Below are 25,092 nucleotides of genomic sequence, written 5' to 3'. Positions count from 1 at the left end.
AATTAAGTATTGCAGAAAAATCCTCTTGCATGAAGTACGACAAAAAGGAAATGTGCTTACAATTTAAATATAAAAGACTCCAAAGGCGCAATATCGACTCTAAATTGGCCTATGCCGTTTTGCACTTTTAAGGCATGTCCACTCCCATACAGCGTATCGGTCATTTGATGTTCTCCATCTTTCAACTTCCACTTTTCAATAATCTCGGAAGGCAGCTGTAAATTAAAACCGAATCGGTCATTTGCATCAAAGTTGGCAATGACGATTAATTTTTCATTTGCACACCAACGCACATAAGATAACACATGATGATTGTAGTACTCGGTATGTTCCCTATTGTAAAAATGAATATCTTGATACTCGCCCATTAGGGCTTCACTGTTAATGGTGAAATTCAGTAAGCGGCTATAAAAATCACGGAGTTCTTTCTCATTTTCCGCCAATTGGCCTCCGTCAAATTTTTTATCATTTAACCATCTTTGATGATGGGGCACACCAATATAGTCGAATATCGATGTTCTGCTCGGGGATCCAAAGCCTGCCTTCTCAGCGGCTGGTTCTCCTACTTCTTGTCCGAAATAAATCATCGTCGGTGACGTACTAATTGTAGCGGAAACTACCATCGCCGGTTTTCCTTTTTGAGCATCGCCGGCAAATTCAGGACTTGCAATACGCTGTTCATCATGATTTTCTAAAAAGTGCAGCATATGGTGTTCAATGTCATGCAACCCTTCTTGTACTTTTGGAATGTGGTCCGTCCACCCATGACCTTGCATAATATGTTTCAGCGAATCATAGAGCTCTACCTTATCATATAAATAATCCATTTTTCCCCTATGGATAAAATCACGGTACAAATCAGGATTATACACCTCTGCTAATAAGAATGCACTCGGATTTTTTATTTTGATATTGGAGTTCATATAGCTCCAGAATTCAACAGGAACCATCTCGGCCATATCAAAACGAAAGCCATCAACGCCCATATTTATCCAATACAATGCAATATCCTTGAATTTGACCCAAGAATTCGGCACATCTTTTTCTGACCAGAATTTGTAATGTTCTTCATAGTTCTTATCCTCAAAGCCTGCTGGAAGTAAATCAAAATCGCATGTACCATCTGGGCGCACGCCATAATTCACCTTTACGGTCTCATACCAATCATTAACATCTGGTTGTGGCGAACGGGAACCATTTCCCGTCCATTTGGCCGGAAATTCATCAAACTTACCATCTGCCATTGGGTGATTTTCACCTCCCAAAGGTTGATAGCCATTTTGCCATTCAGGAACTTTGAAAGCAGTATTCGGAACATAATAAAAGTTATTGTCGCGTTTGTACTCCACATTCGTGTCATCAGAAGCACCAAACGCCTCAAAACCTTCGGGCGTCGTATTGCCCTCATAATTTCTAGCTACGTGGTTGGGTACAATATCGATGAGCAACTTTAGACCTGCCTTATGGGTGCGCTCAATCAGCGCTTTGAACTCCACTAATCTGTTTTCAGGATTTTCGGCCAAATCAGGATTCACATTGTAGTAGTCTTTTACGGCATACGGAGAGCCGGCACGACCTTTAACCACATCGGGATCATCGTTAGAAATTCCGTAATTCGTATAATCTGCAATCAATGCGTGATGGGGAACCCCAGTATACCAAATGTAGGTTACCCCAAGGTCTTTGATGGCTTGTAACGCCTGATCGGTAAAATCATTGAATTTACCAACGCCGTTCTCTTGCAAAGTGCCCCAGGGTTTATTCGTGGTATTTGTATTGCCAAAAAGTCGGGTAAAGACATGGTAGACCACCTCTTTCCGTACTTTCTCATTTCCCTTTACTTTCATACCCTGTGTTAGATTCTTTCTTATTTACCCACCCAGTTAACCATTCTTCCACAACGTACAACCATATATACTTTCAAAAAAAATCAAAAAGTCTATTTAATTTTTACTGTGACTGTTTTAGATGGGGTGATTGCAACGCGCTCACTGTTAACTAGAACTGCAACATCATCATCGCCCTCCAATTCAAATTTAACTTCTGAAGCATTGATCGTCACTTTTAATATACAATGCCTAAAATTGACTTTAAAGGAATAGGCCTTCCACTGTTCAGGAATTCGAGGGGTAAAGGAGAGTTTATCATCTATGACACGCATACCTCCAAAACCTTCGACAATACTCATCCATGTACCGGCCATTGAGGTGATATGCAGTCCTTCTTCAACTTCTTTATTGTAATCATCAAGATCCAATCGTGACGTACGCAAATAAAATTGGTAAGCCTGTTCCATACGGTTCAACTTGGCAGCTAGTATGCAATGAACACAAGGGGATAAAGAAGATTCATGCACCGTAAAGGGTTCGTAGAAATCGAAATGTCGTTGATGTTCCTCGTTTGTAAAATCGCTTTCAAAGACATAAAACCCCTGAAGCGTGTCCGCTTGTTTGATATAGGGAGAACGCAAAATACGATCCCAGCTCCATTTCTGGTTAATAGGACGTTGCGATTTTGGTAAATCGGCGACGGTAATCAATTCTTTGTCTAAAAAACCATCTTGTTGAAGATAAATATCCTCTTCCTCCGAAAACGGAAAATACATATTATCAGCTACATTTTTCCAAGCATCCGTTTCTGCATCTGTCAATTTGGTTACCCCGACAATTCGATCATAATCTTCCTTAAAACCTTCCTTAACTTTTTGCAGCTCTTCCAGCGTATAATTTATGCACCACCTACTTAGATAATTGGTATAGAAATTATTGTTGACGTTATTCTCATATTCATTAGGGCCCGTTACACCCAAAATCACATACTTGTTCTTTTGCTTTGAAAAAGTAGCGCGTTGTTGCCAAAAACGGGAAATACCGATGAGCACTTCCAATCCCATTTCAGGAATGTAACTGTAATCGCCCGTAAAGCGATAGTAATTATATATCGCAAAAGCGATAGCACCATTTCTATGTATTTCCTCAAAAGTAATCTCCCACTCATTATGGCACTCCTCGCCGTTCATCGTAACCATGGGATACAATGCGGCCCCGTTTGAAAAACCAAGTTTTGCTGCATTCTCGATAGCCTTCTCTAAATGGTTGTACCTATATTTTAATAATTTTCTGGCTACCTGTTGATCTTTGGTGGCCATATAAAATGGGAGGCAATAGGCTTCCGTATCCCAATACGTACTTCCGCCATACTTTTCGCCTGTAAATCCTTTCGGACCGATGTTCAATCGCGAATCAGTGCCTAAATAGGTCTGGTTCAACTGAAAAATATTAAAGCGGATACCCTGCTGTGCCTTAATGTCGCCCTCGATGGCGATATCACTCATCTCCCAAATCTGGGCCCATGCTTTCTTCTGCTGGTTTAAAAGTGCTTCGAAACCTAGATCGGAAGCTTTTTTTAGCACCGCTTTGGCCGCTTGGACCAACCCCTCAGGTTTATGGTTCAAAGAAACCGTATAACCCCCGAACTTATGAAGCGTTACGGTTTCACCTTTTCCTACTTTTTGTGAATACCCATGGCCCACCCACAGTTCCTTTTTAGTTTCCGAAGGATTTTGTTCCACAGTTTCACCTTTATACATCAATTGTGACTGCATAAAAGTGCATATGGCAAAGTTGGTCTTCATGGTATGCGACTCAATGAAGGCTTGGTTACCCTCGGAAATGACGTTTGTCGTATTCCAAAATTTATCGTCCCAATTAGAATCTTCGTTCGTTATACCACTATCGAGATACGGAACAAATTTCACGTCTATGTCAGCATCGACGGAGGTAACCTGATATTCTATAGCTCCGACCTCATCGATATCCAAACTCAAAAATCGGGTAGCCTTAATATTAACTTGTATATCTGAAGGTAAGGTGGCCTTGAAACTTCGTTGGTACCACCCTTCTTTCATATTGAGTTCCCGCCGAAAATCTTCCACTTTTTTGCATGTATTCAAATCAAGAGGGTCTCCGTTTATAAAAACGTCGACACCTATCCAATTCGGAGCATTCAATACTTTGGCGAAGTATTCGGGATACCCGTTCTTCCACCAGCCTACACGAGTCTTATCCGGGTAATAAACCCCACCGATATAACTGCCTTGAAAGGTTGGCCCCGAGTATTGTTCCTCGAAATTGGCACGTTGCCCCATTGCTCCATTTCCAATACTGAAAAGGCTTTCGGAAGACTTTACCATTTCCTTTGAAAATCCTTCTTCAATTATAGACCATTGGTCGGGCTGTATATAATCTTGATTCATTTTTTGGTGTTTTCGTGGTTATTCTTAATATGGTTTATCGACTTTTAATAGTTTCTGAAGAACAATGCAGTGGCCCATATTTTTAAAATTCTGGATTATTCTGTATTCTTCAACAAGATAGCATCCCCTACTTTATGTTCCGATGGATTAAATTATTAAGAAATTCGGAATCTATCTCGGTAAAATCTACAAAGTTAAATCTGGCCGCTGTCAAAACATTGGCCTCGCCGATACCGATACTGATCATTCCTGCCCTATTGGCCGCTTCGATTCCCGCAAGTGCGTCTTCGAAAACCACGCAATTTTCGGGCTTGACGCCCAGTCTTTCTGCGGCTATCTGAAACACCTCAGGGTCTGGCTTAGCTTTAGTCACACTATTTCCATCGACAAGGGTATCAAAATACGACAATAAGTTTACCTTTTCTAAAATGGACCGTGCATTTTTACTGGCGGAACCTAATGCCATAGGTATTTTGAGGTTTTTCAGATATTTTAAGACTTTTGGCACATCAGGCAAAATTTCCGATTCATCCATAGCATCAATGTAAGCCAAATAATCTTCGTTTTTTTCAACAAGCCAAGCACTGAACTGTTCTTCAGTGGCTTTTATGCCGCCCATTTCCAATAAAATCTCCAAACAACGTTTGCGGCTTACTCCTTTGAATCGTTCATTATCCTTTTCAGTAAAGTCAATACCTAGTTCATCTGCCAGCTTTTTCCATGCCAGAAAATGATACTTGGCCGTATCGACAATTACCCCGTCGAGATCAAAAATAAATCCTGTTTTATTCATTCGGATTTTATAGTTAAGATTAAATTTAATGTGATTATTACTTTACAATCGTAAAACTAATACGATTTTAATTGATGGTAGAGTCTCTTTCGATCAACGTAGCCTCGATAATTTCGGTCAGGTAGTTTATTGATTCTTCCTGCGAATCGTCCTCAACCCTATTTATCAATAGCTCAGCAGCGACAGCACCCATTTTTTCTCCGTGTTGCGCAACAGTGGTAAGTGCTGGTTGAGCGTTCTGGGAGAGAATGCCGTCTGTAAAGCCAATGAATGAAATGTCTTCGGGAATTTGAAAGCCCATTTTCAGGGCAACACCCATACACTGCACGGCAAATAGCTCGTTAACGCAGAGTACCGCATCAATTTGTTGCTTTTCAAAAAAAATTTTGATGGCTTGCAAGTTGATTTCCTTATGATGAAGTATTAAGCATAAATCTTCATTGACTGGTATACCATGGTCTAGGTGCGCAGCTTTATAGCCCTCCGATCTCTTTTCACTCACATTGAAATAACTCTCAGTTGTGACTAAAGCTATTCGTCGTCGGCCACCATCAATAAATTTTGTTACGGCCTCATAAGCGATTTCCTTATCGTTTAAAATTACTTTATCACATTTAATGTCATCAGTGACACGGTCAAAAAGCACCAAGGGTATACCTTGTGCTGTCACCTCTTTTAAATGGTTAAAGTCATTTTTTTGCTGGGTTTCTGCAGACAATGACATTATAAAACCATCAACACTGCCATTGGACAACATTTCCATTGACAACACTTCTTTCGCAAAAGATTCATCGGAAACACAGGCAATCACATTATATCCTTTGGCATTTGCGTAGAGCTCAATCCCCCTAAATACGGTTGTAAAAAAATGATGTACGATATCAGGTATAACAACCCCGATATTCTTGGTACTCTTATTTTTTAGACTTACTGCAATATTATTAGGCTTATAGTTATAAAATTTGGCAAAAGCCTGAATTTTTTCTTTTGTATCTGCACTTATCTCTTCACTGTTTTTCAGTGCTTTTGAAACGGTAGAGATAGAAACATCAAGTTCTCGCGCGATATGTTTCAAAGTGATTTTTCTTTTCAAAAGTATTTATCTAAGTAATAATTGATATCAGTTCTTAATAAAGTGAAGTTAAATATCATAAAGATCAATACCAATTAAATCAAACTTTTTTATCAACGCCAAATAAAAGTAATCCAATACATCAATAATTGAAAGAAAATAAAAAAATGCTATATTTACGAACATACAGAAAATCGTCATTATCCAACCCTATAGTTACGAATATTATAAAATGACATAAGATAATTTGATATTATCTCATTTTCACGAAGTTATCAACACGAAACCGTTTGCGTGACTATCTTTCAAGAATTTTGCTAACAACTGATGTTTTTTTTGCATATTTTTAATTATTAAACTCAACTTAAAAACAACTATTCATGAAAATCAAACAATTAAAAGGCCTGTTTATGGTCGGAGTTTTCTTATGCTTCGGACTTTCACAGGCTCAAGACGTATCGGGAACAGTTTCCGATGCATCTGGCCCCTTACCTGGTGCTAGCGTTGTGGTAAAAGGAACCACCAACGGAGCCCAGACCGACTTTGATGGGATTTACACACTCACCGATATTGGTGATAACGCTACTTTAGTATTCAGCTATATTGGTTACAAGACCGTAGAAATTCCTGTAGGCGGACAGCCGACAATCGATGTTACCCTGGAAGAGGATGCCCAAGCATTGGACGAAGTCGTCATTATAGGATATGGTACAACTACCATAAAAGACGCCACAGGATCTGTAGCCTCGGTAACCTCAGAAGATTTCAACCAAGGCGTTATCTCTTCCCCCGAACAATTAATTCAGGGTAAGACGGCAGGTGTTCAAATCTCGCAAGGCAGTGGTGAACCAGGATCTGGTGTCGCTATTAGAATACGCGGTACTTCTTCTGTGCGATCAAACAACAACCCATTATTCGTGGTCGATGGCGTGCCTTTACCTTCAGGCGATACTTCTTCGGAAGGTACTGATATAGGCATGGGATCCAGTTCTGCGCGAAACCCTTTAAGTTTCTTGAATCCCAGTGATATCGAGAGCATGAGTGTTTTAAAAGATGCTTCGGCAACGGCCATATATGGTTCTAGAGGAGCCAATGGAGTTGTCATCATTACTACCAAAAGTGGTAAAGCAGGCGGACAAGGAGGTACATGGGAGTTTTCATCCGATTTTAGTATGTCATCACCTGCAAATGAATTTGATTTGCTTAATAGACAGCAATTTCTTTCTGCCGTACAGGCGTTTGGTGGCCAAGCCTCTGATTTTGGTAATGACACCGATTGGCAGTCATTGGTAACACGAAATTCGGAATCGACCAACAACAACTTGGCCTATTCGCAAAATTATGGCTCAGGAAACGTAAGAGCTACTTTTAACTATGGTAAACAATTCGGGGTTGTAGAAAAATCCTCACAAGAACGTATCACCGGTCGTATCAACCTTACGCAACGCTTGTTGCAAGATAAATTGCGACTGAACGTTCAGAGTACTATTTCACGGGTAAACGATGAAGCGCCTCCATTGAGTGGTAGTGCCGGATCTACGGGTGATATGTTGGGCGCTGCCTATTCGGCGAACCCCACTTGGCCCGCTTCTCCAAACTTTAACCCAGGAGACCGCATCAATGCGCTGAACTTGTTACAGAACTGGCAAAGTTTGACCAGCACAAATCGATTTTTAATCAACTTCTCTGCAGATTATGACATCATTGATGACCTAACAGCAAAAGTTACGGTAGGCTACGATAAATCGGAATCTACTCGGGAAGCCTCGCTTTCAGGGAAATCATTTAATGTTTCTCGCGGTGCAGGTGAAAACGGAAGGGGTGCTTTGAACGATTTGAACAATGAGAACCGCCTACTGGAAGTTACCCTTAATTATAAAAAAGAATTTGACAATTCTGTGTTGGACGCACTCGGTGGATTTTCTTATCAAGATTTCAACACAAGTGGTCGAAATGTCGAGGGCTGGGGCTACAGTTCGATAAACCTCAACCAAATGCCAAAAGATTTATCGCATTCAGCAGACATCCTCGAATCTAAAATTGACGGATCATACCAACAATACGGTTATGATGCTGATGCCGATTTGTTCGTGAATCGTCTTTTCCCCACCACTAAAACCGATATGCTCGGTCAAGTCACTATTCCGGTTAAATCTGTTTTCACAAACACTTTTGATACTACGGACGAATTGCAATCGTTTTTTGCCCGTTTGAACTATACACTATATAATAAGTACCTATTTACCGCAACCGTGAGAGCCGATGGTTCATCCCGTTTTGGATCGAACAACAGATATGGTGTCTTTCCTTCTGCGGCATTTGCCTGGAAAATAAACGAAGAAGACTTTATAGGCGGTGATGCCATATCTACCTTAAAACTCCGGCTCAGTTATGGAATTACAGGAAACCAAGATGGTTTGGGATATGGAAGATTTGTTCGTCGGGAACGATATTCAACAGCTATCAATGGAGATCCCAACATCAGTGACGGCGGTGAGATAAACATACCCGGTCTGACTGCGGTAGAATTTGCCAACCCCGACCTTAAATGGGAATCTACCACACAATATACCGTTGGTTTGGATTTTGGATTTGCCAATGACCGCTTGAACGGTAGTGTAGATCTTTATCGCAAAGAGACTCGTGATTTATTATTAAATATCGAATCTGCCCAACCCTCGCCCCAACCCACCTTTTTTCAAAATCTAGATGCCCTTGTACTGAATCAAGGTATTGAATTCGCATTGAATTATGATTTGGCCCAAGGTGAAGACTTTAACTGGAGTGCCGGTTTTAATGTAGCCTACAACAAAAATGAAATTCAAGATTTTGACGGACAAATTGCGGCAGGAACCATTCGTGGCGCTGGATTATCAAATGCATTTGCCCAACGCTTGGCTTCCGGTCAACCCTTGTTCTCTTTTTACCTGCGTGAGTTTATTGGTTTTGATGAAAATGGCAACCCTGTTCACGAAGGAGGAACAGATAACCAAAAATTCGTTGGAAAAAGTGCTCTTCCCGACATAACAGGAGGATTCTCTACCAATGCCAGTTATAAAAACTGGGATGCCTCACTTTATTTTAACGGGCAATTTGGCAATTATATTTATAACAATACGGCCAATGCCTTTTTCACAGGTGGCGCTATCGGCAGTGGAAATAACGTCACTCAGAATGTTGTTGATCTGGCCGGTGAAGAGAGCCGTTTTGCGGAAGCCTCGGTTTCTACACGGTTTTTGGAAAAAGGAGATTTTGTTAGGCTCCAAACAGCTTCCATTGGTTACAATGTAAAGCTTTCTGAGAATACAGGATTTAAATCTATGCGATTGAGTTTAAACGGGCAGAATCTTTTTGTAATCACCGATTATAGCGGACTTGACCCCGAGGTCAGTGTATCGCCCGCAAGTGCGGCTCTTCTCAACGGTTTGCCAATTGCAGGAATAGACTATAGTTCTTTTCCAAGACCGAGGACCTATACCTTAGGAATAAATATAACTTTTTAAAAAAAATATAATGAAACTAGAAATATTAATCAAACCTTTTATTTCCTCGGTTCTTCTGGTACTGTGCCTAGCGTCATGTACCAACTTGGAAATTGAAGAAACAGACTCGATTATTAGTGAAGATGCAGGCGACGGTGGGTTTTCAGGAATTGCAGACCCAACATCATCCTTGAACGATCTTTACAATAAAGTGGGATCTGATTTTCAGACCCAAGAAAATATGTATGCCCTTGAAGAGGTTACTACGGACGAATTGTTAATTCCTACAAGGGGAACTGACTGGGGCGATAATGGCGTCTGGAGACAATTGCATACCCATACATGGACCTCTTCCCACTTATTTGTAAAAAATGCATGGAATAATTTGAACCAGAATGTCTTTCGGGCATCTGAGATAATCGAAAGCAACCCCGATGCTCAGGTACTGGCCGAAGCCAAGTTTCTTAGGGCCTTCAACATGTTTTTTGTTATGGATCTTTTCGGGTCGGTTCCTTTCCGTCAAGTAGACGAGGGGCCAGATGTCAACCCTACTGTACTATCCAGGACCGAAGCTTATAATTTCATCATGACAGACTTACAAGAAGCGATGACCGGCTTGCCCGAGGGTAGTCCAGGAGTGGCCAACACAGGTAAGGCAACCAAAACGGCTGCAAATTTTTTATTGGCCAAATTATATTTGAATGCCCATATCTATAATGGAAGTGGAACAGCAGACAGTGCCGATATGCAAAAGGTAATCGACGCAGTTGATGCCATAGCAGCACAGGGTTTTGCGATTCAAGAGGGGTATTTTCAAATATTTGAGCCCACCGATGACTCAGAAACCATCTTTTTCACAACGAGTGAAGTGGCGGCAAGAATTTACAATTCCTTGCATTACAACCAAAACTCCCCAGATAATACAGGTGGAGGATGGAACGGCTTTTCTACTTTGGCCGAATTCTACGACACCTTTGAAGGGGCCCCGAACAGCAATTATGTAGGTGATGACCAAGAAGAACGCAGAGGTTGGGTACCCGATGCCACTACTGCCAATGCCCAGAACTTAGGAATAGGGCGCGGTTTTCTAATCGGACAGCAGTACGATTCTGATGGAACTCCCTTGAAAAACAGACAGGGAGCACCCTTAAGTTTCACCAAGGAGATACCGGCTATAGTTGGAAATGGTGAAGAAACGGGGATGAGGTTGCTAAAATATCATCCTTTTGATCCTACCGATGCCGAAAACCAGAACAATTCATTTAGAAAACACCAAATTCTTTTTCGATACGCCGATGCACACTTAATGAAAGCAGAAGCCATGATGCGTATGGATCAGGACCCAACTGCTATGGTAAACCAATTAAGACAGTCTCGGGTAGATACCCCAGACCTGCCTAGTGTTACGGAGGCTGAACTTTTGGCCGAAAGAGGCCGGGAGCTTTATATTGAATTTTGGAGGAGAAATGACCTTGTTCGATTCGGTCAATTTACCGCCCCATGGTCGCTTAAAGAAGTTGATGGAGACCCTAACATGAACCTGTTTCCTATTCCTGAAACTGCATTACTTTCGAACCCGAATTTGGTACAGAACCCAGGATACTAATAATTTTATTTTTAATACCGTAAAAAGACCGCTTTCGCGGTCTTTTTTTATATCCGATATCTTGCCATATCCTTATAAAAACAATATATTGAACCCTTTTAATTTTATATTCGACACTATGTATTCTATAGGTTATGATATTGGTAGTTCTTCTATAAAAGCGGCCTTGGTAGAGACGCGTACGGGAAAAAGCGTCGATGTCGTGAGCAAGCCAGATGTCGAAATGGAAATGATTGCCCTTAAGAATGGCTGGGCGGAACAAGACCCTGCCGATTGGTGGAAACATATTTGTGATGCCACCAAAACTCTTATTGAAAAGAATAATATAACTGCTTCCGATATTTCGGGAATAGGAATTTCATATCAAATGCACGGACTGGTAGTCGTCGACAAGGAAGGCATACCGCTACGGAATTCTATTATTTGGTGTGACAGCAGAGCCGTTGAAATAGGCCAAGATGCTTTTGATGAACTTGGAAATGACAAGTGCGCTTCTCAATTATTAAACTCCCCTGCCAACTTTACGGCCTCGAAGCTCAAATGGGTCAAAGAAAATGAGTCAAAAGTATATGATAAAATAGATAAATTTATGTTACCTGGCGATTATATTGCCTATCGCCTTAGCAACAAAATATGTTCTACTATTTCCGGTCTTTCCGAAGGTATTTTCTGGGATTTCAAAAAAAATACTATCGCCGATTGGTTGTTGGAATATTACCAGATAAATCCTAGTATGGTACCTGAAACCGTCGACACTTTTTCGGTACAAGGCAAGGTATCGGCGCAGGGAGCTGCTGAATCAGGACTTGCCGAAGGAACACCAATTCTATACCGTGCCGGCGACCAACCGAACAACGCCCTATCGCTTAATGTTTTTAACCCCGGCGAAGTCGCGGCTACAGGGGGCACTTCAGGAGTAGTTTATGCCATAACAGAGAATCTTTCGGTAAAGGAAAGTTCACGGGTAAATAATTTTGCGCACGTCAATTATTCGCCTTCAAACCCACGTATTGGAAAATTGTTGTGTATTAATGGATCGGGCATACAGTACCGTTGGCTCTTGAATAATTTGGATGTTACTTCGTACGACGAGATGAATCAATTGGCAGCCTCAGTACCTATCGGTTCGGACGGGGTCACCATTCTACCGTTTGGCAACGGAGCAGAGCGAATGCTGAACAACAAAACTTTGGGCACGCAGCTATCCAATATCAATCTAAACAATCATACCAAAGCCCATCTTTGTCGCGCCGCCCTTGAAGGCATCGCCTTTTCCTTTGTGTACGGAATGGAAATAATGAAATCGGATGGTATCGCCCCTAAAGTGATACGGGCCGGCAACGACAATTTATTTCGCTCCGATATTTTTTCAAATACGATTGCAACCCTTATCGGTCAAGAAATCGAAATTTACAACACGACCGGAGCCATAGGGGCGGCAAGGGCCTGCGAATTGCATACCGGCAATTTTGAAGCGTTCGGCAAACAAATCATGGAAAACGATTATGTGATGGGCTTTAAACCCATCAAAGAGAAAGAGCCTTATCAAAATGCTTATAATGATTGGAAAAAAGCGTTAGAAATATTATTAGAAAGCAAATAAAACCAGTGCAAGCGGTAATTAGCAGAAACGAGTTCAACTATCAAAATCAGTAAAACAAAAACTCACAATAATAAACAACTTAATTTAACTTAATACCCAAAACAATGGCATTAATAGGAAATAAAGAGTATTTCAAAGGTATCGGAGAAATAAAGTATGAAGGAAAGGATTCAGACAATCCATTGGCATATAAATACTATAATCCCGAACAAGTGGTCGCAGGAAAAACTATGCGCGAGCATTTTAAGTTTGCGGTAGCCTATTGGCATACTTTCTGTGGCCAGGGTGCCGATCCTTTCGGCCCGGGAACGCAAAATTTCCCTTGGGACCAACCCTCCGACGCCGTGGCAGCAGCCAAAGAAAAGGCCGATGCCGCTTTTGAATTCATCACCAAAATGGGCTTCGATTATTTCTGTTTCCACGATTTTGACTTGATCCAAGAAGCTTCCACTTTTGCCGAATCAGAAAAAAGGCTTGCCACCATTGTAGATTATATTAAAGGAAAACAATCGGAATCAGGTGTCAAGTTATTGTGGGGTACGGCCAATTGCTTCTCCAATCCCCGATATATGAACGGTGCTTCCACAAATCCTGATTTCAATGTATTGGCACGCGCCGGTGGACAAATAAAATTAGCCCTGGACGCTACTATGGCCCTAGATGGTGAAAACTATGTATTCTGGGGAGGCCGCGAAGGCTATATGTCGCTATTGAACACCAACATTAAAAAAGAATTGGACCACATGGGAAGATTCTTGGGCATGGCCCGTGATTACGCAAGGGCACAAGGCTTTAAAGGAAATTTCTTTATCGAGCCAAAACCCATGGAACCCATGAAACACCAATACGATTTCGATTCTGCTACGGTTGCAGGCTTTCTGCATCAATATGGACTTCAAGACGATTTTAAACTAAACTTGGAGTTCAACCATGCTACATTGGCAAACCATACCATGCAGCACGAAATGGAGGTTGCAGCTTCGCATGGCATGCTTGGAAGTCTTGATGCGAACCGTGGTGATTACCAGAACGGCTGGGACACCGACCAGTTCCCGAACAACATAACCGAAGTGACCGAGGCCATGATAACCTTTTTAAAGGCCGGCGGACTTCAAGGAGGAGGTATTAATTTTGACGCAAAAATCCGTAGGAACTCCACTGACATGGACGATGTTTTTCATGCCCATATCGGCGGAGTCGACATCTTTGCACGAGGACTTTTAGTAGCTGACAAAATCATTTCGTCATCACAATACGACGCACTACGCGAGAAACGCTATAGTTCTTTCGATTCAGGAAAAGGAAAAGATTTTGAAGATGGAAAATTGGATTTTACCGATCTATATCAAATTGCCAAAGATAATGGTGAACTTGAACTTCAAAGTGGCAAACAAGAGCTCTTTGAAAATATCATTAACCAATACATCTAAATTACATCTTCGCCCATTAAAATGATCGGCAACTATAAAAAAGCCCGCTCAGATACATCTGAACGGGTTTTTCTATATCTAATATATAAATTAATTACCGGGCGAAATATACATACAACCCAATAACAATAGCACATACAAGAAGACCAACTTGTTTTACATATTTATAGGGCTCAATAGACACTTGCTCTGTATATTTCAATTCAAAAGGTTCTTTATTCGGCCATATCTTCCCAATAACCAACATGATGACCATGTTCAAAACAAACAAAATAGCCATTACGTGTATAAAATGTGGGTATGCCTTGGCCTCTACAAGCGCCAATGCACGCTCATCGGTAACTCCGGCAGCGGCCGCTTTCTCCAAAGCACTTTCGACTAAATTGGGTTTCAATACAAACTGACTGATGATATAAAGTACCGATCCTGAAATAATTCCGATTTTAGCTGCTATAGCAGGAACCCTTTTTGTCAAATAGCCGACTACTATAATAGTAAAAATGGGAATACTGTATATTCCGTTTACCTCCTGTAGATATTCAAACAAACTACCGGCATTTGCAATGAGCGGAGCAATAAGCATAGCGCCGATGGCTAGAACGATACCAAAAATTTTACCATATTTAACAACGGTTCTTTCAGATGCTTCCGGATTGACGTGTTGTTTATAGATATCGAGCCCGAAAAGGGTTACGGAACTATTTAACACGCTATTAAATGAACTTAGAATGGCTCCGAACAATACTGCCACAAAGAATCCTACGAAGTACTTCGGCAATACGGCATTCACCAATGCGGGGTAGGCTTGATCAGGCATCTCAAGACCTCCTTTAAAATAATGAAAAGCAATGATACCCGGGAGCACAACGATAAGCGGCCCTAAAATCTTAATGAACGAGGCAAGTAAAAGTCCTTTCTGGCCTTCCGCCAAGTTCTTTGCGCCTAGCGCCCGTTGAATTATTTGTTGGTTGGTGCCCCAATAGAATAAATTAATAAGCATCATTCCCGTGAACAGGGTTGAAAAAGGAACACTATTGGTGATGTCTCCGGTTGAATCAAATTTTTCAGGATTGGCCTCATAAAGAACACTCAGCCCACCAAAAACACTTCCGTCACCGATAGCCATTAAACCAAATATAGGTATCAACAACCCTCCAATCAAAAGACCTATAGCATTAATGGTATCTGAAACAGCAACCGCCTTTAATCCTCCAAATACAGCATAAATAGAGCCTATAATACCAATACCCCAAATACATATCACTAAGGCAGCGGTGCCAGAAACATCCAACATGGCAGGTATATCGAACATGGTGCTAATCGCCAAGGCGCCGGAATACAAGATAGTAGGAAGGAGCACCACTACATAACCCGTTAGAAATAAAGCCGAGGTAAGTGTTTTGGTCGTTACATCGTATCTATCCTTTAAAAACTGCGGTACGGTCGTTATTCCCCCCTTAAGATATCTGGGCAGCAAGAAAATTGCAGTGACCACCATGGCAATGGCTGCCAAGGTTTCCCAAGCCATTACAACGATACCCTCGGTATACGACTGGCCATTAAGACCTACTATTTGCTCTGTAGAAAGGTTGGTCAACAATAAAGATCCAGCGATAACGGGTGCTGTCAGACTCCTACCACCCAAAAAATAACCATCGGAAGAATTTTCATCTGTTTTTCGGGTTGCTAAATATGAGATTACGGCCACCAACAAGGTAAAGCCTACAAAGGAGATAATTCCTAACATAATATATAGTTGGGTTGATAATAGTCGCTAAATATATCGGATTATTTGCTAAAAAATAAATAATCATTGGACAATCTTTCAGAATTGGCAAGACAGCAAAAACATTAACTCAATACCTTGGGCGCATTCTTGGAAGATTACTTATATTGCTAAATTTCGAGGCCGAAAACAATTAGAAATTAATCATCTTAAAATTGACATTGAAATCAACAAAATGGTTCACTTTTTTTGCGCTTGCAACGCTACTCTTTGGCTGTAATCCTAAAAAGGAAAATACCCAAAGAGAAAAAGCCACAGAAACCCTTTTTTCTTTACTTAATTCTGATGAAACGGGCATCGATTTCATCAATGAAGTAGAGAACCAAAAGAATTTTAATATTTTCAAATATCGCAATTTCTACAATGGCGGTGGTGTGGCTATAGGTGATATCAACAACGATGGTTTGGCAGACATTTATTTAACAGCCAACATGAAAGCCAACAAGTTGTATCTCAACAAGGGCAATTTTAAGTTTGAGGATATTTCAGAGGCTGCCGGAGTCACGGGCAATAAACCATGGTCTACCGGGGTAGTGATGGCCGATATCAATAACGATGGCCTTTTAGATATTTATGTGAGTAATGCCGGAAACATGGAAGGCAATAATCATGACAACGACCTCTACATCAACAATGGCCCTTCGGATAAGTCAGGACAAATTACATTTACGGAAAGTGCAAGTGAATACAATTTGGCCAAAACAGGTTTTTCTACCCATGCTTCTTTTTTTGATTATGATAAAGACGGTGATTTAGATGCTTACATACTCAATAACAGCAATATCCCCGTCAGTAGCTTGGGTTATGCCGAACAGCGCGAGATTAGGGCACAAGATTGGGATGGTGTTCCTGACATTTTTAAGGGAGTAGGTGACATGCTACTTCGAAACGATAATGGGAAATTCGTTGATGTGAGCGAAGAAGCGGGTATCTATGGTAGTCTTATCGGCTTTGGCCTAGGGGTTATGGTAAGTGACATTAACGGCGACCTCTACCCCGACATCTACGTATCAAATGATTTTTATGAACGTGATTACCTCTACATCAATCAAAAAGACGGCACTTTTACCGAAGAAATAAAAGATTGGACCTCCCATCTATCCCTATCAGCCATGGGAATCGATATGGCAGATATTAACAACGATGGAAATGCAGACATTTTTATTACCGATATGTTACCTGAACCAGATGAGCGCGTAAAATCGGTTATGGAGTTTGAAGGATACAATATTTTCAAATTAAAGCAAAGCAAAGATTTCTCCCAACAATATATTCAAAACACCCTGCAGCTCAACAATGGCAATGGATCTTTCTCTGAAGTAGCCTATTTTAGCAGTGTTTCGGCCACTGATTGGAGTTGGGCAGGCCTCCTCTTTGACATGGACAATGACGGCTTCCGGGATATTTTCGTAACCAACGGCATCAACCATGATTTAACAGACCTCGATTTTGTTGATTTTTTCGCCAATGAAATCATTCAAAAAATGGCGTTGACCGGTAGAAAAGAATCCATCGATTCGATTATCAATAAAATGCCTGTGGCTCCGCAACCCAACTACGCATTTAAGAACAATGGCGACATTACATTCTCCAACCAGAATAAGAATTGGGGCTTCGAAATACCGAGTCTCTCCAACGGTGCAGCCTATGGAGACCTTGACAACGATGGAGATTTAGACCTTGTGGTCAACAATGTAAACATGAATGCCTTTGTTTATAAAAATAAGTCTGAAGATTACAAAGACCATAATTTCATCAAATTAAAATTTGAAGGCGAGGGCAAAAATAAATTCGCGGTGGGCACAAGCATACGCCTTTATTATAATAACAATATTGTTTTTCAAGAACTGATTCCGTCACGCGGTTTTCAATCATCTGTAGATTATGTAATGACCATAGGTTTGGGCGCCACAAAAACAATTGATTCCCTGCGCATAATCTGGCCCGACGATGCTACTCAAAAATTAACTAATGTACAGGCAAATCAACTAATCGTGGCCAAACAGTCGGCTGCTACTGAAAAATATGTACTTCCCAAAAAAGCGCTTAAAAGAACACTGCTCAACGAACTGAAGCAAGACAAATTAATCGCCCACAAAGAGAATAATTACAACGATTTTGATCAAGAAGGGCTCATCTATAAGATGCTTTCTCAAGAAGGCCCAGCAATTGCAATCGGCGATATCGATGGGGATGGTAATGAAGATGTCTTTATAGGAGGCGCCAAAGGAAAACCGGGAAATGTTTATTTGCATAAAGGTAAAGGACTACTTAACCCCACTTCGCAAAATACCCTAAGTTTAGATTCCGGCCACGAAGATACGGCTGCTTCATTTTTTGATGTGGACAATGATGGAGATTTAGATCTTATGGTTGGATCTGGAGGCAATCAAGTAGGGGAAGAGAACACTTACAGTGCAAGACTATACCTCAACAACGGAAAAGGAACTTTCTCAAACTCAAAAATAAGTTTGCCATCGACCCATAAAAACATAGCTGTTATTTCACCTTATGACTTCGATGAAGATGGCGATATCGATGTTTTTATTGGCTCTCGAAGTGTAGTGGGCACCTACGGGGTAAATCCAAATCATCTTTTTCTAGAAAATAATGGGGATGGCACATTTTCAGATGCCTCAGAACGTTTGGCCTATGATTTAAAGGATGCAGGTATGATTACCGATGCCCTATGGATTGATATTGACGGGGACGGAAAAAAAGATTTGATTACTGTAGCGGAGTGGGATACCCCTAAAATATATAAAAATTCGGGGAGAAGATTGACCAAATTACCCACAGCTTTAGACAGTCTGAACGGTTGGTGGAATACCATCGAAACCGCAGACTTGGACAACGATGGGGACTATGATCTCATCTTGGGCAATCAGGGCAACAACCTTCATTATAGACCCACTGCTGAAAACCCCATGCAAATGTGGGTCAACGATTTCGACAACAACGGAACCATTGAACAAATAGTAACCCAACGTTTTAATGGTAAAGATTATCCGCTACATCAGAAAAAAGAGCTTACTAATCAGATGGTGGCGTTAAAAAAGCAAAATCTAAAAGCCTCGGAATACGCAAAGAAAACGGTAGAAGAACTATTTCCTCAAAGTGTTTTTGAAAATTCAATCGTCAAAAAATCCAGCATTTCCGCTTCGGTCATTGCAGTCAACGAAGGGGGAGGGAGATTTTCAATCCAAGAATTACCCACAAGGGTGCAACTGTCATGTATCTGTGGCATCACTTGCTCCGATGTAAATGGCGATGGCAATTTAGACCTGATTATGGGAGGCAACAATTATGAATTCAAACCCCAATACTCACGACTAGATGCAAGTTATGGGAATGTACTTTTGGGCGATGGAAAGTTAGGTTTCAAATGGCAAGACTATAACACAAGTGGTTTTTTTGTCAAAGGTGAGATAAAACATCTGGAAAAATTTAAGGACAAGAATGGTAATAGCTTTCTAATTACGGCAATTAACGACGATAAACCCAAGATCTTGGCACTCGATGATTAGGTTTTTAACTCTTGGCATACTGCTATCGTTCTTCATTGGTTGTAAAAACCAAGCTGGTGAAGTATTTGAAAACCCGTCTCCCAAAAGTACGGGAATTACCTTTACCAATGCACTTTCGGAAACGGAAGATCGCAACATTTTAGACTATTTATATTTCTACAATGGTGGTGGTGTAGCCGTAGGCGACGTAAATAATGATGGTTTTCCCGATATTTTTTTCTCTGGAAACCAAGTAAAAAATAAATTATACCTTAACAAAGGCAACAACGCTGATGGCAAGGCTAGCCTAAATTTTATGGATATTACCGAGCAATCGGGAGTCGAAGGTAATAGTACCTGGAATACAGGGGCCGTAATGGGCGATGTGAACGGTGACGGATTCCTTGATATTTACGTTTGTGCGGTAGTAGGCATCAACGGTTTCAACGGTTTTAATGAGCTCTATATCAACAATGGGTCCTCCGATAAAGGAGAAGTGACTTTTACGGAAAGCGCCTCCAAATACGGACTCGATTTTGATTCCTATAGTTCCAATGCAGCATTTTTAGATTTTGATCTTGATGGTGATTTAGACATATACCTTCTCAATCATACCGTACACACCCAAGATTCTTTCGGCAAAGCGGAGCAACGGTTTAAAAGAAACTACCAAACAGGAGATAAGCTATTGCGTAACGATGGCGAAAAGTTTACCGATGTAAGCGAAGAAGCGGGGATCTATGGCGGAGTAAGTGGCTATGGTCTGGGTATTGCTATTGCCGATTTCAATCAAGATGGATGGCCAGACATCTATGTTGGCAATGATTTTCACGAAGATGATTATTACTACCTTAATAACGGCAACGGTACTTTTACGAATAGTTTAAAAGAATTTTTTGGCCACACTACGCGATTTTCAATGGGGAATGACGTGGCCGACATCAATCATGACGGTCTGCCAGATATAGTATCATTGGATATGCTTCCCGAAGATGAAAAAGTACTGAAGTCATCACAAGGTGACATTGATTTTCAAATTCAAAAGTTACAGACACAACAATACGGCTACCACTATCAGTTCAGCAGAAACATGCTGCAGGTAAATGGTTTGGGTGGTTTCTCCGAAATTGCGTTACAAAGCGGCATTTCGGCCACTGATTGGAGCTGGAGTGCACTTTTTGGAGATTACGACCAAGACGGGGAGCAAGACCTCTTCATTTCGAACGGCATACCCAAACGCCCAAACGACCTCGATTATATCAACTTCGTATCAAGTGAAGAAATCAAGAAAAAAATAAACAACACCAAACTGGTCGATCAACGTGCCTTAGATTTAATGCCGTCGGGAAAAACGCATAATTATGTCTTCAAGGGCATTAAAAATTTGATGTTCGAAGATAAATCACATGAATGGATGACAAATGACACCTTGGTTTCGGGTGCCACAGCCATAGGCGACTTTGACAATGACGGTGACCTTGACCTTGTCGTAAATAACGTGAATAGCCCAGCTACGCTATATATCAACAAAACTGATGAGAAAACAGCCTTCTTGAAATTAAAATTTAAGTATTTGGGTAAAAATCCGTTTGGTATCGGCACCAAAGTATTTTCATACCACAACGGCAACCTACAGTACAAAGAATTATATACGGTCAGGGGGTTTCAAGCCTCGTCAGAACCTATCATCCATTTTGGGTACGGTCAAACGAAGGTAATAGACTCATTGAAAATCGTTTGGCCCGACAAAAATTACCAAGTGCTCACCAAGGTGCCCACAAACCAAACACTTATAATCTCACCCAAGAACACCAAGCCATTTGACTACACGTCTTTACAACCCAAAACGAAGCAAATCTTTGAAAAAGTCGATGATAATTTGGGAATCGATTTTACACATGTCGAGGACAACTACACCGATTTCAATCGTCAAAAGTTGATTCCCTATCAAATCTCAGATAGAGGTCCCGCAACTGCCATCGGTGATTTGAACAATGATGGCAAAGCCGATATTTTCTTTGGGGGATCAAAGTACATACCCTCCAAAATATTTGTACAGACAGACACTTCATTTGTCAAAAAACAAATACCCTCTATCATTAAAGATTCTATTAAAGAAGATGTCGAAGCTGTAATTGCAGACTTTACTAATGATGGTAAGAATGACCTTTTATTAGGGTCTGGTGGTGGTGACTTTTACAACCAAATGAAACCTTTGTTGGACACCTATTACATTCAACAAGATTCCACTTTTAAAGCCGGGTCACTTCCCGATTATTTCGAAAATGCCTCTGTTCTGCGGACGAGCGATTTCGATAATGATGGTGATATCGACGTATTCGTCGGCAATCAGGCTGTGACCAATGACTTCGGAAAAATTCCCAATTCCTTTTTACTCAAGAACGATAAGGGCAGCTTTTCCATTAGCGAAAACTCGGCCGTACAAAGCGTAGGAATGGTTACCGATGCCCTTTGGCATGATTTTGATAAAGATGGCAATAAAGACCTCATCATAGTTGGTGAATGGATGTCACCCCGATTCTTTAAAAACAACAATGGAAATTTAAGTGAGGTGTCCGTATTAAAAAACGATATTAATGGTTTATGGCAGTGTATCATTCCATTTGATATCGATGGGGATGGCGACACCGATTATTTACTAGGCAATTGGGGTGCAAACACAAAATTCAAGGCCGCTCCAAAATCTCCTATGAAAATGTTCTATGGCGATTTTGACAAAAACGGAAGTACCGAAACTTTAGTTGCCATAGAAAAAAAAGGAGCCTATTATCCACTGGAAAATTTTGACCAATTGGCCGGTCAAATGGTAAGTCTTCGAAAAAAATTCAATACATACAATGCCTTTGCCGGAAAATCTGTAGGTGAGATTTTCGATAAGACAACACTTAACAACACTACTATTTTAACGGTAAACGAACTACGCTCCGGCTTTCTAAAAAATGAAAATGGCAAATTTGTGTTTGTTCCGTTTCAGAACGAGTTACAAGTGGCCCCGATCATGGCCTTTCTTAATTACGATTTTGACGGAGATGGCAAGGAAGAAGTATTGGCCGGGGGAAATTATTTTGGCACAAAACCTTTTCAAGGCCGATTCGATTCTTTTTCGGGCGCCTTGATAAAAAACGAAAATAACGTAATTTTGGGGAATGCTATCGGGTTAGATTTCAGCCAGAAATCGATACGGCATTTAAATAGCATTACACTCAGGGGCCAGCCCTATCTGTTGGTAACAATTAACAATGAACGGGCCCAAGTTTATAAATTAAAACAGCAAACGGAAGAAAGATGAAGAAGATATTGATGGGAGTAGCAATAATCACGGTCATGATTGCGTGTGACACAAAAAAAGTGGAAGGCCCGATCGTAGTCACTCCTGAAGAATTTCACACTTCTGTAGATAAGGTCATCGAAATCATGATCCATGATATTTTCTCGCCTCCTGTGGCAAGTCGCATTTTTGCTTACCCGAACATAGCCGCCTACGAGATTATCGCACTTCACAATGAGGATTACCTTTCGCTTGAAGGTCAAGTAACTGATTTGGCCGCGATTCCAAAACCCGAAGCTGATCTACCCATCAACTATCAAGTGGCCGCTTTGGTGGCGCACATGGAATTGAGCAAAAGACTGATTTTTTCGGAGAATCGGATGGAAGCTTTTCGCGACAGTCTTTATGGGGTTTGGAAAACTAAAAATACCTCCGTATTCGATGCTTCAAAAACCTATGGACTAAAAGTGGCGGAACATGTCGGTACTTGGATGAACAAGGACAACTATGCCCAAACGCGAACCATGCCCAAGTTCACTGTAAATTCTGATGACCCTACCCGATGGCAGCCTACGCCTCCTGCATATATGGATGGCATTGAACCACATTGGAATAAAATCAGACCATTTGTAATTGATTCGGCCCAACAATTCAAACCAACACCTCCTCCTGTTTTTTCTATGGAAGAAGGCTCTGATTTTTACAGAGAGTTAAAAGAAGTTTATGATGTGGGTCAGAAGATTACTGAAATAGGTGATGAATCGGAAGAAATAAAAATAGCCAAATTCTGGGACTGCAACCCTTATGTTTCGGTAACAAGGGGCCATCTGATGTTTGCTACAAAAAAAATAACACCTGGCGCCCATTGGATCGGTATCACCAAAATTTCCTGTAGAAAAACGGATAGCGATTTTGACAAGACTATTTTTGCCTATACCAAGACCTCCTTGGCCATTGCCGATGCATTTATTAGTTGTTGGGATGAAAAATATCGTAGTAATCTTATACGCCCAGAAACACTAATCAACCAGCATATCGACGATAATTGGAAACCGGTCTTACAAACCCCACCTTTTCCTGAATACACCAGCGGTCATTCCGTGGTTTCGGGTGCAGCGTCAACAGCACTTACCAATATTTTTGGTGATGATTTCGCCTTTGATGATGACACAGAAACCGCTTATGGGCTTCCTATTCGAAGTTTTACCTCATTCAATCAGGCTGCCGATGAGGCTGCAATCAGTCGCATGTACGGTGGTATCCACTATCGCGTGGCTATAGAGGTCGGATTGGAACAGGGAAGGAATTTAGGTGATTTTGTAGTTAACCATTTAAGAATGACCACAAAAAAAGAGATGGCCTCTATCCAAAATTAAATGAAAAAAATTGCGGCATTCATTACCTCCGTAGCATTGGTTACCTTGCTTTGGTATCTCTTCGCCAGACCATATGATTATGTAGCAAGTATCAAAGTAAACACTTTTTCAGGAGCCATAAATCAGTTTATTAAGACGTGGGGAGCTTCTTTAAAGGATTCCCGATTTATCGAACAGACAGACCTAAATCATTTAAAGCAACAAATCAAATTCAATGATTCGTTATTTTCATTCCAATGGGAAATTGAGGCACTTAGCGATTCAACTTCCAAAATATACGTTTACGTAAAAGATGTTGACCATAGTTTACTAAATAAATTATGTATTCCTTTTTCAGATACCGATTTTGAAAAACGTACCAAAAAAACACTTTTAGAGTTTAATAAAGAATTGAAAGAGCACGTCGAAAACTTTCGGGTTACCGTTATTGGAACCGATAGTATCCCGAGTAGCTATTGTGCCTATGTATCCTTAAGTGGCAAACAAACGGAAAAAGCCCGAGGAATGATGCAAAATTATTCAATGTTAGATCAATTGATTTTGAAAAATGATATTCGACCGAACGGAAGGCCTTTTATTGAGGTAACCAAGTGGGACATTAAAACCGACAGTATTCATTACAATTTCTGTTACCCTATTATAAAGTCAGATTCGCTACCGCTGCACAAGACTATTCAATACAAACGTTTCGATGGTAATAAGGCTCTTAAGGCCATTTATAACGGTAATTATATTACCTCTGACCGGGCTTGGTACGCATTGCTCGACTATGCGGACAAGAATGGTTTTAAGATCGAGAACAAACCAGTAGAAATATTTTATAACAATCCTAATGTGGGCGGCAACGAACTGAGCTGGAAAACAGAAGTATTCATGCCCATCCAAGAATAAATA

General features: G+C 40.8%; 13 protein-coding genes. 8 read left to right on the top strand and 5 right to left on the bottom strand.

The annotated features are described in order from the left end of the window. Positions 1 to 56 precede the first annotated feature (56 nt). From BLS33_RS07305 to BLS33_RS07290, 4 genes are all read right to left on the bottom strand, one after another. The gene (locus tag BLS33_RS07305; RefSeq protein ID WP_089886818.1) at positions 57 to 1,847 is read right to left on the bottom strand and encodes an alpha-amylase family protein; all 1,791 of its coding nucleotides are present in this window, start codon (positions 1,845 to 1,847) and stop codon (positions 57 to 59) included. 92 nt (positions 1,848 to 1,939) lie between these two features. Next, positions 1,940 to 4,255 carry a glycoside hydrolase family 65 protein gene (locus BLS33_RS07300; RefSeq protein WP_089886817.1) on the bottom strand — a complete coding sequence of 772 codons (2,316 nt, stop codon included), beginning with the start codon at positions 4,253 to 4,255 and terminating at the stop codon, positions 1,940 to 1,942. A gap of 127 nt (positions 4,256 to 4,382) precedes the next feature. After that, positions 4,383 to 5,048, bottom strand: coding sequence for a beta-phosphoglucomutase (pgmB, locus tag BLS33_RS07295; RefSeq protein WP_089886816.1), 666 nt, complete (start codon positions 5,046 to 5,048; stop codon positions 4,383 to 4,385). Between the two features lie 67 nt (positions 5,049 to 5,115). Beyond that, positions 5,116 to 6,141 (bottom strand): LacI family DNA-binding transcriptional regulator, encoded by a 1,026-nt coding sequence (locus BLS33_RS07290; protein WP_089886815.1) that lies wholly within the window; start codon positions 6,139 to 6,141, stop codon positions 5,116 to 5,118. Positions 6,142 to 6,500: 359 nt separating this feature from the next. Here BLS33_RS07290 and BLS33_RS07285 point away from each other — a divergent pair, with 359 nt between their 5' ends. The 4 genes from BLS33_RS07285 to xylA all read left to right on the top strand — a co-directional run bounded on the left by BLS33_RS07285 (position 6,501) and on the right by xylA (position 14,241). Next, complete coding sequence (locus BLS33_RS07285; protein WP_089886814.1) at positions 6,501 to 9,623, top strand: SusC/RagA family TonB-linked outer membrane protein; 3,123 nt, start codon at positions 6,501 to 6,503, stop codon at positions 9,621 to 9,623. 10 nt (positions 9,624 to 9,633) lie between these two features. Next, positions 9,634 to 11,208, top strand: coding sequence for a RagB/SusD family nutrient uptake outer membrane protein (locus BLS33_RS07280; protein WP_089886813.1), 1,575 nt, complete (start codon positions 9,634 to 9,636; stop codon positions 11,206 to 11,208). A gap of 118 nt (positions 11,209 to 11,326) precedes the next feature. After that, positions 11,327 to 12,811, top strand: a complete 1,485-nt coding sequence (locus BLS33_RS07275) for a xylulokinase (RefSeq protein WP_089886812.1) — start codon at positions 11,327 to 11,329, stop codon at positions 12,809 to 12,811. A 104-nt stretch (positions 12,812 to 12,915) separates the two neighbouring features. Beyond that, complete coding sequence (xylA, locus tag BLS33_RS07270) at positions 12,916 to 14,241, top strand: xylose isomerase (protein ID WP_089886811.1); 1,326 nt, start codon at positions 12,916 to 12,918, stop codon at positions 14,239 to 14,241. A 94-nt stretch (positions 14,242 to 14,335) separates the two neighbouring features. Here xylA and BLS33_RS07265 read toward each other — a convergent pair whose 3' ends face one another. Continuing rightward, positions 14,336 to 15,988: a solute:sodium symporter family transporter gene (locus BLS33_RS07265; protein WP_089886810.1), complete on the bottom strand. Its 1,653-nt coding sequence runs from the start codon at positions 15,986 to 15,988 to the stop codon at positions 14,336 to 14,338. Between the two features lie 200 nt (positions 15,989 to 16,188). Here BLS33_RS07265 and BLS33_RS07260 point away from each other — a divergent pair, with 200 nt between their 5' ends. The 4 genes from BLS33_RS07260 to BLS33_RS07245 are packed head-to-tail and all read left to right on the top strand — an operon-like array spanning position 16,189 to position 25,089. Next, positions 16,189 to 19,554 (top strand): VCBS repeat-containing protein, encoded by a 3,366-nt coding sequence (locus tag BLS33_RS07260; protein ID WP_089886809.1) that lies wholly within the window; start codon positions 16,189 to 16,191, stop codon positions 19,552 to 19,554. Continuing rightward, entirely contained in the window at positions 19,547 to 22,843 is a 3,297-nt protein-coding gene (locus tag BLS33_RS07255) for a VCBS repeat-containing protein (RefSeq protein WP_089886808.1), read from the top strand. The genes BLS33_RS07260 and BLS33_RS07255 overlap by 8 nt, the downstream gene beginning before the upstream one ends. Continuing rightward, positions 22,840 to 24,198 carry a vanadium-dependent haloperoxidase gene (locus BLS33_RS07250; protein WP_089886807.1) on the top strand — a complete coding sequence of 453 codons (1,359 nt, stop codon included), beginning with the start codon at positions 22,840 to 22,842 and terminating at the stop codon, positions 24,196 to 24,198. Before BLS33_RS07255 ends, BLS33_RS07250 begins: the two co-directional genes overlap by 4 nt. Next, a complete protein-coding gene (locus BLS33_RS07245) occupies positions 24,199 to 25,089 on the top strand; it encodes a GyrI-like domain-containing protein (protein WP_089886806.1) in 891 nt (296 codons plus the stop codon). Positions 25,090 to 25,092 lie beyond the last annotated feature (3 nt).

This window comes from Kriegella aquimaris (assembly GCF_900103215.1).
GTDB lineage: Bacteria > Bacteroidota > Bacteroidia > Flavobacteriales > Flavobacteriaceae > Kriegella > Kriegella aquimaris.
Note: the sequence above shows the minus strand (reverse complement) of the source record. Positions and strands in the feature narration are given on the sequence as shown.